This window comes from Neobacillus niacini, assembly GCF_030817595.1.
Classification (GTDB): domain Bacteria; phylum Bacillota; class Bacilli; order Bacillales; family Cytobacillaceae; genus Neobacillus; species Neobacillus niacini_G.
This window is the reverse complement of record NZ_JAUSZN010000001.1, coordinates 3,461,417-3,474,561: the sequence shown is the minus strand read 5'-3', so window position 1 is coordinate 3,474,561 and position 13,145 is coordinate 3,461,417. Positions and strand designations below refer to the sequence as shown.

Sequence of the window (13,145 nt, the reverse complement as noted above, 5' to 3'; positions counted from 1 at the left end):
ATAGAAGGTGAGGCGTTCCAATATGAAACATCCTTATTTAACTGAAGACCATGAAATATTCCGCAAGTCATTAAGAAAGTTTTTGGAGAAAGAAGCTGTCCCTTTTTATGAGCAATGGGAAGAGGAGCGAATGATTCCTCGCTCCTTATGGAGAAAAATGGGAGAACAGGGCTTCCTTTGCCCGGATTTAGATGAACAATATGGCGGCAGTGGTGTCGACTGGGGATTTTCTGTGGTTATTAATGAAGAGTTAGAGAGAGTAGGATCGGGTTTAGTGGGAGTGGGGCTGCATAATGATATTGTTGTCCCTTATATCAATTCTTTCGGTTCAGAGGAGCAGAAACAGCGCTGGCTTCCCCGCTGTGTCACAGGGGAACTTATTACGGCCATTGCCATGACCGAACCAGGTACTGGTTCTGACCTCGCAAATATTAAAACTACAGCAAAGCTTGACGGGGACCACTATATAGTGAATGGGCAAAAAACCTTCATCACAAATGGCATACAATCCGACTTAATTCTTGTGGCTTGTAAAACTGATCCTAATGCCGTACCAAAGCATAAAGGAGTGAGTCTGCTCCTAGTGGAACGAGATACTCCCGGTTTTTCAAGGGGAAGAAAGCTGAATAAAGTGGGTCTTCATAGTCAGGATACAGCTGAGTTAATATTTGAGGATTGTAAAGTGCCTAAGGTGAACCTGCTTGGTGAAGAAGGCAAAGGCTTCTTGTATATGATGGATAAACTCCAGCAGGAACGGCTGCTTGTGGCAATTGCAGCACAAACTGCAGCAGAGGTAATGCTTAAAGGGACGATTGACTATGTGAAAAGTCGTGAAGCCTTCGGAAAACCTATCAGCCAATTTCAAAATACACAGTTTAAAATTGCTGAAATGGCCACCGAGGTGGAGATGGGAAGAGCCTTTCTAGATCAATTAATAGCTGAACATATGGATGGTCAAAATGTGGTAACAAAGGTTTCGATGGCGAAGTGGAGGCTTACGGATACTGCGAAGAAAATTGCAGGTGAATGTCTGCAGCTTCATGGCGGCTATGGATATATGGAAGAATACGAGATTGCTAGAAGATTCCGGGATATTCAAGTTTCAAGTATTTACGCAGGAACAAATGAAATTATGAAAACAATTATTGCAAAAAATCTAGGTTTGTAAATTGGAGGAGATTCGATGACAACCACTATTGGAAAAGTTTTTGAATTAACTGTGAGGAGATATCCTAACAAGGAAGCTATTTACGATGTAAGAAAAAATTTCCGCTATACGTACAAAGAGTGGAATGAGCAGGTAAATCGTCTTGCAAATGCATTGTTAAATGAAGGAGTTAAAAAAGGTGATCGTGTTTCCACATTCATGTTTAATACGGAGGAATTAGGAACTGCATTTTTTGCCTGTGCTAAGATAGGTGCCATTTTCAATCCAATAAACTTTCGCTTAATGCCTGAGGAAGTGGCTTTTATTCTATCAGATGCAAGTCCTAAGGTTGTTCTTTTTGAAAAGGCGTTGGAGTCTGTTATTTCTGCTATCGAAAACCGTTTTGATGGGATGGCTTTTTGGTTTATCGACGAAGAAACACCAGCCTATGCAGTAAGCTACCAGGAAAAACTAGCTGTGGCTTCGAGCGAAGAAATACATGCTGAAGTTAATGAAAATGACATTTATGCGTTTATTTATACAAGCGGGACAACCGGCAGGCCAAAAGGGGTTATGCATAATCATCGAAATATGGTAGACCAAAGTATGCTATGTATTGCTGCTCAAAAGCTAGATTCAGAGGATGTTGGTCTTGTTACCGCTCCCATGTTCCATTGCGCTGAGCTTCACTGTGCCTTTTTGCCAAGAATTCAGGCTGGAGCACGAAACGTTATCCTTCACCAATTTAATCCGAAAGTGATCTTACAATTAATTCAGCAAGAGAAAATCACAAAGTTTTTTGCAGCGCCTACGATGTGGAACATGCTGCTGCAAGAGGATTTAAGCCAATATAATACGGAGAGTCTGAAGCTTGGTTTATATGGTGCTGCTCCAATGGCACCGTCTCTTGTGCACGCTCTCCATGACAGGTTCGGTATTGGGTTAGTTCAAGCCTATGGGATGACAGAAATGGGTCCTGCTATCACCTTCTTATCCGAAAAGGATCAGCTTAGAAAGGCTGGTTCAGCTGGGCAAGCTGCGTTTAATCATGATATTCGCGTCGTTCGTACTAGAGAGGATGGTCCGTCAGATCCTGATGATGTGGTTCCAGTTGGGGAAACAGGCGAGATTATTGTTAAAGGTCCGTGCATGATGGCAGGCTACTTTAATCGTGAAGAAGCGACAGCAAAATCGATGTATAAAGGCTGGTATCATTCAGGCGATATCGGTTATCTAGATGATGAGGGCTTCCTCTATGTCAATGACCGTGTAGATGACATGATCATTAGCGGCGGGGAAAACATTTATCCACGTGAGGTCGAGGATGTTTTACATGCACATGAGGGTGTATTGGATGTCGCGATTGTTGGTCAGCCAGATGACCGCTGGGGTGAAACGGTTACCGCTTTTGTCGTAAAAAAGAACCCTCAGCTGACTGAGCAGGATCTAGAAGACTATTGTAAAAACAGTGAGAGTCTTGCAAACTACAAACGCCCGCGTAAATATGTATTCTGTGAAGCATTGCCGCGTAATGCAAGTGGCAAAATCCAGAAATTTGTGCTCCGGAAGCAGTTAGAAGAGCTATTTACACAGGGATGATGATTAAATAGGCCGCCGAGTATATCTCAGCGGCCTTTTTACTGGCGGATAGCAAAATTCACTGGCGGATAGCAAAATTCACTGGCGGATAGCAAAATTCACTGGCGGATAGCAAAATTCACTGGCGGATAGCAAAATTCACTGGCGGATAGCAAAATTCACTGGCGGATAGCAAAATTCACTGGCGGATAGCAAAATTCACTGGCGGATAGCGAAATTCACTGGCGGATAGCGAAAGTTACTGGCGGATAGCGAAAGTTACTGGCGGATAGCGAAAGTTACTGGCGGATAGCGAAAGTTACTGGCGGATAGTGAAATTTACTGGCGGATAGTGAAATTTACTGGCGGATAGCGAAATTCACTGGCGGATAGTGAAATTCACTGGCGGATAGCGAAATTCACTGGCGGATGGTGGAACTTTATTCTCGGGCAACACAATTCACTCTCGTTAAGAGGAAAAATACTCTCTTGAATAATCCTAAAAAGAGGTATAATGATAGAAGATTAAATAGTAGAAGGGGGAGACGTTTTGTTATTTGAAAAAGCTCAACAATTGTTAGAATCTCATTTTGGCTATTCATCCTTTCGAAACGGGCAGGAGCTTGCTATCCAATCTGTATTAGCTGGAGAAAACACGATTTGTGTTATGCCAACTGGCGGAGGAAAATCAATTTGTTATCAAATTCCTGCACTTGTTCTACCTGGTACCACGATTGTAATATCCCCGTTAATCTCACTTATGAAGGATCAAGTCGATGCCCTCGTACAGGTAGGAATTCCTGCAACTTTTATCAATAGCTCACTCAATTACAATGAAGCCAACCAACGAATCTGGGAAGCAAAACAAGGAATGTACAAGCTCCTCTACGTAGCACCCGAGCGGCTAGAATCTCGTGAATTTATCGAGGACCTTAAACAAATGGACATTCCTTTAGTAGCAGTTGATGAAGCACATTGTATTTCACAATGGGGACATGATTTTCGCCCAAGCTACCGCCATATCCAGCAAATGGTCCGAAGCCTTCCGCAAAAACCGAATGTCATTGCTCTAACCGCAACCGCAACACCAAGGGTTCGGGACGATATCTGTGAAACACTCAATATCGAAGAAGAGAATTCAATCATTACTGGATTCGAAAGAGAGAACCTTACTTTTTCTGTAATTAAAGGTCAAGACAGACTTCACTTTGTTAGAGATTATTTAAAAAAGAATGAAAAAGAAGCAGGTATCATCTATGCAGCCACCCGGAAAAACGTTGACCAGCTTTATGAAAGACTAAAAAAGGAAAACATCAATGTCGCCCGTTATCATGCAGGAATGGGAGACGCCGAGCGCATCAGCGAGCAGGATCGATTTTTAAAAGATGAAGCCTCCGTTATGGTGGCAACATCAGCTTTTGGGATGGGAATCGATAAGTCTAACATCCGATATGTCCTCCATTTCCAACTCCCCAAAAATATGGAGAGCTACTATCAAGAGGCGGGACGTGCTGGCAGGGACGGACTCGAGAGTGAATGTATTCTCCTTTACTCCTCCCAAGATGTCCAAGTTCAACGTTTTTTAATTGACCAATCGAGTGATCGGTCCCGAATTCATGCGGAACTTGAAAAGCTGCAGCAAATGGTCGACTACTGCCACACAGAAAACTGTTTGCAAGAGTTTATTTTAAAATATTTTGGGGAAACAGAAACCGAGACATGCGGAAGGTGTGGGAATTGTCTCGATTCCCGCTCAAGTAACGATGTAACAAAAGAAGCGCAAATGGTAATGTCTTGTATAATCAGAATGGGACAGAGATTTGGTAAAACACTGACAGCTCAAGTACTAACAGGATCCAAGAATAAAAAAGTGACAGAAATGGGCTTTGATAAGCTTACTACGTACGGAATTATGAAGGAAAAAGGTTCAAAGGAAGTCAGTGATTTTATCGAGTTCTTAATCTCTCAAGAACTAATTGCAATAGAACAAGGACAATTTCCTACTATATTTGTTTCTCCTAAAGGAAAAGATGTCTTGCTTGGAAAAGAACAAGTCCATCGCAGAGAAACTGTTAAAGTTAGAGAAATTTCACAGGATGACCCATTGTTCGAAACCTTACGTGAAGTAAGAAGGGCGATTGCTGAAACAGAAAAAGTGCCGCCATTTGTTATTTTTTCTGATGCTGCGTTAAAAGACATGTGTGCTAGACTGCCCCGGACAAACGAGGAATTTTTAAATGTAAGTGGAGTAGGAGAACATAAACTGAAGAAATATGGACTTAATTTTATTCAAGCCATTCGTTCATTTTGTGAAGCACATCCAGAACGCCAAGCCGAGCAGCCACAGGCTGCTACTCCCAAAAAGGCCACTAAAAAAGCAGTTGGTGATTCACACTTAGAGACCTTCCAGTTGCACGAGCAAAACGTATCAATAGAACAAATTGCCCAAAAACGTGATCTGGCACTGAGCACGGTTGAAAACCATTTAATTCAATGTGCACAACAAGGAATGTCAGTAGATTTCACCAGGCTTATTCCTGCTGATTACCTTCAATTAATAGAAAAAGTAGTGGAAGAGGTTGGCAGAGATCGTTTAAAGCCTATCAAAGAACAGTTACCTGAAGAAGTAAGTTACTTCATGATAAAAGGGTATATATACTTTTTAAGCAAAAATAAATAAGGATAGAAGAAAACACTGGATTGAACTCACATCCAGTGTTTTTCATTGTTTATCATAGATTATAAAATGCGTAGCAAATTAATTATGTATTTGTCGTCTGCCGTGTTAATTTGTTGATATTTCCCGGGAATTTGTCGATAAAGAATCATTCCTTATACTCATCCAAAAAAGGTTTATTAACAAAATGATACATCCAAGCCATTAATATACCTCCGCCAATCAAGTTGCCAATGGTTACTGGGATTAGGTTATGGAAAACACCGCCCCATGAGATTGTCCCAGGATGATTCAACACTAACGCAATGGCAAACGTACACATATTGGCAATGCTGTGCTCATAGCCGGAAATAAAAAAGCAGAATACAAAAAGCATCATCGAAAACATTTTTGGTCCGTCGCCTTTTAGACCCATTGGGATAAAGAAGGCTAGACAAACGAGCCAATTACACAGAATTCCTCGAAAAAACAATTCCATCGTTGGAACTTGCATTTTCTTTTCCACAACACTTAATAAAAAGCCATTAACCGATGATTCTTCATAAAGACCTGTTGTGAAAATTAAAAAAGCAAAAACTGCTGCACCTAAAATATTTCCTATGTAGCTGCTAACCCAGAGCTGGGTCACTTCTAACCAAGCCATTTTCCTTCTTAGTGCTGCATAGGTATAATAAAAAGTATTACCAGTAAACAAATCTCCTCCGCCGTAGGCTATTAAAATAATTGCTGCCCCAAAGGTAAGGGCGGCCATCGGGTAGGCAAACGGGGAATGTTCCAAATAAAAGTAGTTACCAGTCTTAAAAGCAACGATTACACCAAATCCGATAAACATACTTGCTAGCATGGCTCGTAAAATATACCTTAACCTGCTTTGTCTATAGATTTTTACTTTCTTTAACGCCAGCTTTTCTACCTCACTCAAGAGCGGCATTTCCATTTTTCTTATCACCATCCATCGATAACAAATTCTATCTTTTTAGTGTCAATCATAGTACATTAAATTATGCATGCATAGAATAATAGATAAATTACTAACATAAGTTTCTTAAAAAGCATTAAATTATCCATAAAAACCATATTTCGGCTATAATGAAGTGGTTTTTCTAATACTGTTCTAAGGAGTTTGCTATGTCCTATTTGAAAAAGATAACCCCTGATTATGATCCATGGGAAGCTTATAATGATATAAAACAATACGGAAAACCGCAGCTTACCAATATCGAATTCACGACAACAACTTTATGTAATATGCGCTGTGAGCATTGTGCAGTAGGGTACACCCTTCAAACAAAAGACCCTGCAGCACTTCCGCTGGAGTTGCTTTTGCAGAGGTTAGATGAAATTCCAACTCTTCGGTCACTTAGTATTACAGGTGGCGAGCCGATGCTTTCCTTGTCTTCTATAAAAAATTACGTGGTGCCAATATTAAAATATGCACATGAACATGGAGTTCGGACGCAAATCAATTCGAATTTAACGCTCGATTTAGCACGCTATGAATTGATTATTCCTTATTTGGATGTTTTACATATCTCGCATAATTGGGGAACAGTAGATGATTTTGTTGAAGGTGGATTTGCTAGGATGGCAAATAAACCTGATTTCAAACAACGAGAAAAGTATTTTAACAGAATGATAGAAAACAGCAGGGAATTAGTAAAGGCTGGTGTCATGGTATCTGCGGAAACAATGCTTAACAAACGAACATTGCCGCATTTGGAGAAAATTCATCGCCAAATTGTTGATGAGATGCTGTGTCAGCGACATGAGGTCCACCCTATGTATCCAAGTGATTTTGCTAGTAATCTAGAAACGTTATCCCTGAATGAAATTAGAGAAGCTATTCATCATTTATTAGATGTTCGTGATGATAATGTATGGATGCTTTTTGGTACACTTCCTTTTTATGCGTGCAGTCATAAAGAAGAGGATTTAAAGCTATTAACTAGACTCTATCAAAGCAGAAATGTAACGGTTAGAAATGATCCTGATGGACGGTCACGTCTAAATGTTAATATTTTTAATGGGGATATTATCGTTACTGATTTTGGTGATACACCGCCACTCGGGAATGTCCTAAATACAAAGCTGACTGACGCGTATGAAAACTGGCAATCTTCTGCGATTGCTAAGGAATTGAGTTGTCATTGTTCTGCTGTATCGTGTCTTGGTCCGAATATTTTAGTTAAAAATAGTTATTATCAGGATTTGGATTTTTCTAATCTCCAAAACAATATAAGCAAATAAAAAAGCAGGAGCTCCTGCTTTTTTTCTTTTGACGTCTATTTGATTGATAAACAGAAGGTTTTTGATTAAACTTAAGAAATCATAAAAAGAAAGTGTAATGTGGTGAACGTTAGATGGAAAATGAAAAAACACTCACATATGAAATAATGGAAGTATGTTTGCTTGCGGGGAAAATTATGCTTCAAAGCGGTGGAGAAACCTATCGAGTTGAGGATACGATGATGAGAATGGCCGCTGCGTTTGGAATTGAAAATTCACACAGTTATGTAACACCAACAGGGATTATTTTTTCAGCAGAAGGTGCTGAACCCACCAAAACGAAATTAATTCGAATATCAACAAGGTCTACCGACTTAAAAAAAGTAGCTATGGTAAATAGTATTTCACGTAGGATTACTAGTGGTGAATTAAATCTGGAATCAGCTCTAACACTTCTAAAAGAGCTCGATGCTTTAAATGTAACCTTTCCATTTATGGTTCAGGTTGCAGCAGCCTCAATTGCCAGTGGATGTTTTATGATTATGTTTATGGGTGAGTGGATTGATTTTATCCCAGCCATGTTATCTGGAGGAGTAGGTTATATCGGTTTTTTATATTTTCACCGTTATATACCTGTGAAGTTTTTCTCAGAATTTTTGGCCTCATTCATTATTGGCTTACTATCCTTTTTCCTTGTGAAAATAGGAGCAGGGCAGCAGTTAGATAAAATTATTATTGGGTCCGTGATGACGTTAGTTCCAGGGCTTTTAGTCACGAATGCAGTAAGAGATTTAATGGCGGGACATTTAGTTTCGGGATTATCTAAAGGTGCGGAAGCATTGTTAACAGCTTTTGCTATCGGATCTGGAATTGCAGTAGTTTTATCTTTTGTGTAAATGGAGGTTTAATGTGGATATCATTGGACAATTAATTACAAGCTTTATTGCCACGGCCGCTTTTGGAGTGATTTTTAATGCACCAAAGGAGACGTTAGTAAAATGCGGACTTGTTGGAATGGGTGGATGGATTATCTATTATATAGCGGAAAAGTATTCGGGAGATCCCGTTTTAGCCACACTAGGAGCCACCCTTTTTGTAGGGATAGTCAGTCAGGAGTTAGCTAAGTTTTATAAAACACCTGTTATTATTTTTAGTGTTGCAGGAATCATTCCTTTAGTTCCTGGTGGTTTAGCCTACGATACAATGAGAAACTTTGTCGAGGACGATTACTTTCAAGCATTAGCATTAGGAGCAAAAGTAACGTTACTATCAGGATCGATTGCATTTGGTCTTGTTTTTTCAGAAGTTATCAATCAAGTGGTACGAAAAATTAAGGCTGTACGTCCTTGAAATTTCTTATAAATTGGACGAAGGCAGAGGAATATCCTCTGCCTTCTTTTGCTTTGATCCTAGATGGACCACTATTGTAACTTGTGAATGGTTGTTTCTGATTGTCAGCCATCGCAAGGTAAGTATTTATATATAATAAATGGTATTAAAAGACCAATTTGCCGCGGTTACTCTTCCACCTGATGGTTTATACCTAAACGATGTAAGCCCTACCTCTCTTACATCCTTACGGCTCCGAAGCCGATCCAGCGTGAATAAGTTTTACTTTTAAAACATAAGCAGAATGCCAGAAAAAAATTCTTACATTGCGTTATCTATCTATTACAAGTTACATAAAATCTAAAGCACAATTAATAATATTACACCCTACTGTTGGATTTGTCAATATAATATCTGGCAAAGATATTATTCGCACTTATTTTTCAAAAAAAGGAAATAAGAACCCTAAGTAGAAATTATAGTAGTAGAAATGGAAAGGAGGGGAAAAATGCTTTTTTTTCGTAAACTGTTCCTCACAGCCTCACGGTACAAATATCGAACAGTGATTCTGTTTACCTTGCTTTTTATTATCGTAAATGCAGAAATTATGCGAATTATAGAGCCTAAGACGTTTGAAAGCAGCTTACATGCTGTGTGGTGGATTCTTACAACGATGACTACGGTAGGCTATGGAGATGTATATCCAACTACTGAAGCAGGAAGAACGTGGGCTATGATTGTGGTTTATACTTTGGGTATTGGTCTATTTGGAACCGTTATTGGGGTGATTGTTGAGGGGGTCTCCCAGTATAAAAAGCGGAAGGAGGAGGGGAAGTTGTTTTACAAAGGTGAAAATCACTTTGTCATAATTGGCTGGACTGCCAAAAGTAAGAGTACCATTAAAGAATTATTATTAGGTGACGAGAAAACAGATATCGTATTGATAGATGAATTTGAAAAGACTCCTTTTGAGCATGAACGATTTCATTATATTCAAGGTAGTCCGACGGATGTAGAGACATTAAGTAAGTCAAAAATTGAAAATGCTCAAGCTGTTTTGCTGTTTGCAGCTGAAGGTATTGCTAATCCTGACTTAGTGGATGGAAAAACCCTTTTAGTTGCATCGTCCATCGAACGTTACGATGATCGAACAGATAATAGTATTTATACGATTGCAGAAATCGTAAACGAAAAGCATGTTGATAATTTTAAGCATGTAAAGATTGATGAGTTTATCTTATCAAATGGGTCTGTGTCCAACCTAATGGCGAAGTCGGCACAAATGAAAGGAGCAAGCCACCTATTTACACAATTGCTAAGCAGACAGGATGGAGATGGGGGAAGTGATCTTTGGGAAGTCCGCGTAAATCCTGAGTGGAAAACGTATGGTGCAGCATATGAACAACTTAAAGAAAAAGGGGCACAGTTAATAGCCGATAGGAATGATTTGAACATACTTAAGAAATGGAATGAGCCGATTCCTAAGGGAGCTAGATTATTTATCATCTGTGATAAGCTTACATATCAAAAGCTATAAAAAAACGCACCTTAGAAGATGCGTTTTTTAATATGTCAAACAACCAGCAATAACAATCCCAATAGATACGGACAATAATAGTAGAAAAAGACCAACGGCAGTATTATTCTCTTCAATGCTCTGGGATACGTTAAACCTCCGAGGTGTGACCCATTCAGTTAGGTAAAAGACAATAATCTGCGCTGCGATTCCAACTCCTCCCCAAATGACCATATCTACTAGCGAGATGGAGTTAGCCAGTGCAGAATATAAAACAATTGCCAGCCCTAGAAGCCTTCCTCCCAGAACATAGCTTGCAGCTTTATTTCCTTTTGCCATTAAGGCGAATTCCTTGACCTTTGTGGTGATTTCCATTAAAAAGAGTCCAACGAGTAATAAAGCTAAAGAAACAGCCAAATAGATTAAGAAATCTAACAATTAAACTCCTCCTTTTTTATTCCTACTGGTAAGAAGTAAGATTCATTTCCTGTGATTTTTCCACCCGCTCGGATTCCAATACTGCTCGGTTTCCCAGCAATAAGGAAAGACCCAAATACAATAGATAGTTCTTCGAAACCCTTTTCTGTTTCAAGTGAAACAACAGGAAGAGGGACATACGACTGATAGACAGGCAGTTCGTTATTGTAAGTTTGGGAGGGATTTTGTGTGTCTACTTCGCTGTGTTGATCCCATATGGTAATGGTGTCTCCTTCTCTTCCGAAAGATGGTTTCTGGACATATGAAGCGGTACCTGCAAATCCATCTGTTTCAAGGTAGGTAGGCAGCATATATGTTTTTATCCAATCTTGTTCTTCCTTCGTATAAAATCCTTCATTTTCTGCTAAGCCCCATATAAGACACTGAATGGATTTTGGTTGAAGCAGAAATGCTGAAACAGGATTAACCATGGCTAATTTTCGGTCCTTCACAAGTTGTAATAATTCAACCCCTACCAGATCTCCTGTATTTGGATCTCGATCCTCAAGTAAATGTTCAAGAGGATAGGTCTGGCGATATAAAACATCGATGGGTACACCATTAGAATCTAAAAGTGCACCATCCGTAATTTGCAGGTCTGATAGGGGGACGATTTGATTAGGAACTTTACATAGCTGACTTAAATACACCGTTGTATTCCAATCCTCGATATGGTCACGGTGGGCTGTGAACACCACATTAGGTGATACATGGCCTTTTCCCGATTCGAGGACGGCTTTAGTAATACCAGAAGACAGAAGCCGCTCTTGGTTTTCATTGGGATTACGATATTCGAATTCAGTACATGCCTCTCCGTTGATTTTGAAGCATTCAACAATAAAAGTAGGGGTATCAGCATTAAACTCAAGCATTTTTACACCACTGCTTGTCAAAGCAAAATCAAATCGAGAGATAACCGTTTCAGGAAAAAGACTTTTTATCCGTAGAAATGGAAGACTTGCGGCAGGAAAACCAAGTTCAAGAAGCTGTTTGTCTTCAAGACTGCGCAGGAGTCCGGCAGTTTTAAAAAATACCCTGCCCATTCGTTCAGTTGCTACCTTCAAATCGGTGTGCGTCTGTTCTGTAATGCTTTGAATATGATAAAGACTGTATTCGCTTCCGTATAAGTTGGACCAAAATTCAGGAAATCTGGAGTAAAATTGATTTCGGTCCCTTGTGTACGTGGACATGCTTATTAACCTCCAAATCCACCTTTAGATCCGCTCCCAAATCCGCCTTTAAAGCTAGAGGAAGACTTATAAGACTTGTAAGCAGACGAATTTAATAAAGCTGATCTGCTATGGAAAAACAATCCCCCGTAAAAGAAATGGCCATAGTGGGTCGAACGTGTATCGTCACATTGCCAAACTCCTTCATCATCATCCCATTCCCAGTCTGAACAGTCCGTGTCTTCTGGTACTGGGGGTAAGTCCTGTGCCTGGGAACAACCGGTTACGGTCGTTCCAGCCACAAGAGAAGTAAGAACGCCAGTGATTAACCAATGGGTTTTCTTCACCTTTCTCACGCTCCTTTTTGAATGTCTAGCGCAAGCAGCCCTTGGCAATGCGCGTGTGTTTTTCTTTGTTATAATTACATTATAAAAGTAAATTTTAGGAAAACAATGGTGTAAGATAAAAAGAAAAAGAAAAGAGGGATGCAAATGAGGTTGGAATATCGACTTGATGACAAGATAAAACAATATCCTGCCTTGTGGAATTACCAGAATATTACTCATGTCGAAGCAGTCGCAAGAATGACTTGCGAATTCTTCGTAAAAGAAGGAGAGACATATGTGGTAAATGCCACTGCTATGGACCCGGATGGAACGGCAGTTTTATATCTATCAAAGGAAAGCTACACCAATGATTCCGCCGATACAATCTATTCTCACATTGGTTTTGAAGTAAGGGAACTGAAGGATACAACATCTACATTAGTGGAAAGAAAAGATGTTTGGAGCCATGAAGAGATACTGACAACGTTACATTCCGACATTATCTACCTTCAAAAGGACGGTAAATTTATGGAGTTTGAACTTGACTCAAGGGAGATAGATGAAGATAGAAGATGTTACGTTTTTTATGGGACATTTTCTGGTAAAAATCGATAAAATATTACAAGAAATATAAATATGATGGAAGGATACTGAAGATTTATGTCGTATTGTTTTATCATATAGATGTTTCTTGGAGGCA

The 13,145-nt window shown here is 39.6% G+C and carries 12 protein-coding genes; 8 read left to right on the top strand and 4 right to left on the bottom strand.

Going from position 1 to position 13,145, the window contains the following annotated elements; all coding sequences use genetic code 11:
* The first annotated feature begins 22 nt into the window (after positions 1 to 22).
* The 3 genes from QFZ31_RS16565 (at position 23) to recQ (ending at position 5,405) form a co-directional block, all read left to right on the top strand.
* Complete coding sequence (locus QFZ31_RS16565; protein WP_307304600.1) at positions 23 to 1,168, top strand: acyl-CoA dehydrogenase family protein; 1,146 nt, start codon at positions 23 to 25, stop codon at positions 1,166 to 1,168.
* Between the two features lie 15 nt (positions 1,169 to 1,183).
* Positions 1,184 to 2,746: a fatty acid--CoA ligase gene (locus QFZ31_RS16560; protein WP_307304596.1), complete on the top strand. Its 1,563-nt coding sequence runs from the start codon at positions 1,184 to 1,186 to the stop codon at positions 2,744 to 2,746.
* A gap of 529 nt (positions 2,747 to 3,275) precedes the next feature.
* Positions 3,276 to 5,405 carry a DNA helicase RecQ gene (gene recQ / locus QFZ31_RS16555; RefSeq protein ID WP_307304593.1) on the top strand — a complete coding sequence of 710 codons (2,130 nt, stop codon included), beginning with the start codon at positions 3,276 to 3,278 and terminating at the stop codon, positions 5,403 to 5,405.
* A 145-nt stretch (positions 5,406 to 5,550) separates the two neighbouring features.
* Here the strand turns inward: recQ and QFZ31_RS16550 are convergent, their stop codons facing one another.
* Positions 5,551 to 6,339, bottom strand: coding sequence for a formate/nitrite transporter family protein (locus tag QFZ31_RS16550; RefSeq protein WP_179602471.1), 789 nt, complete (start codon positions 6,337 to 6,339; stop codon positions 5,551 to 5,553).
* Between the two features lie 191 nt (positions 6,340 to 6,530).
* On the opposite strand from QFZ31_RS16550, the gene yfkAB reads away from it, so the two are divergent.
* The 4 genes from yfkAB to QFZ31_RS16530 all read left to right on the top strand — a co-directional run bounded on the left by yfkAB (position 6,531) and on the right by QFZ31_RS16530 (position 10,494).
* On the top strand, positions 6,531 to 7,649 hold the full coding sequence (gene yfkAB / locus QFZ31_RS16545; protein ID WP_307304588.1) for a radical SAM/CxCxxxxC motif protein YfkAB: 1,119 nt from the start codon (positions 6,531 to 6,533) through the stop codon (positions 7,647 to 7,649).
* A 113-nt stretch (positions 7,650 to 7,762) separates the two neighbouring features.
* A complete protein-coding gene (locus QFZ31_RS16540) occupies positions 7,763 to 8,524 on the top strand; it encodes a threonine/serine exporter family protein (RefSeq protein ID WP_179602473.1) in 762 nt (253 codons plus the stop codon).
* Positions 8,525 to 8,537: 13 nt separating this feature from the next.
* Positions 8,538 to 8,978, top strand: coding sequence for a threonine/serine exporter family protein (locus QFZ31_RS16535; RefSeq protein ID WP_179602474.1), 441 nt, complete (start codon positions 8,538 to 8,540; stop codon positions 8,976 to 8,978).
* Positions 8,979 to 9,465: 487 nt separating this feature from the next.
* Entirely contained in the window at positions 9,466 to 10,494 is a 1,029-nt protein-coding gene (locus QFZ31_RS16530) for an ion channel (protein WP_307304576.1), read from the top strand.
* 27 nt (positions 10,495 to 10,521) lie between these two features.
* Here the strand turns inward: QFZ31_RS16530 and QFZ31_RS16525 are convergent, their stop codons facing one another.
* From QFZ31_RS16525 to QFZ31_RS16515, 3 genes are read right to left on the bottom strand one after another with little or no spacing between them, the layout of a single operon-like run.
* Complete coding sequence (locus QFZ31_RS16525) at positions 10,522 to 10,911, bottom strand: DUF350 domain-containing protein (protein ID WP_307304572.1); 390 nt, start codon at positions 10,909 to 10,911, stop codon at positions 10,522 to 10,524.
* Positions 10,905 to 12,140, bottom strand: coding sequence for a glutathionylspermidine synthase family protein (locus tag QFZ31_RS16520; protein ID WP_307304569.1), 1,236 nt, complete (start codon positions 12,138 to 12,140; stop codon positions 10,905 to 10,907). Before QFZ31_RS16520 ends, QFZ31_RS16525 begins: the two co-directional genes overlap by 7 nt.
* A gap of 5 nt (positions 12,141 to 12,145) precedes the next feature.
* Entirely contained in the window at positions 12,146 to 12,466 is a 321-nt protein-coding gene (locus tag QFZ31_RS16515) for a hypothetical protein (protein ID WP_307304565.1), read from the bottom strand.
* Between the two features lie 144 nt (positions 12,467 to 12,610).
* On the opposite strand from QFZ31_RS16515, the gene QFZ31_RS16510 reads away from it, so the two are divergent.
* Positions 12,611 to 13,060, top strand: a complete 450-nt coding sequence (locus tag QFZ31_RS16510) for a hypothetical protein (RefSeq protein WP_307304562.1) — start codon at positions 12,611 to 12,613, stop codon at positions 13,058 to 13,060.
* Positions 13,061 to 13,145: the final 85 nt, after the last annotated feature.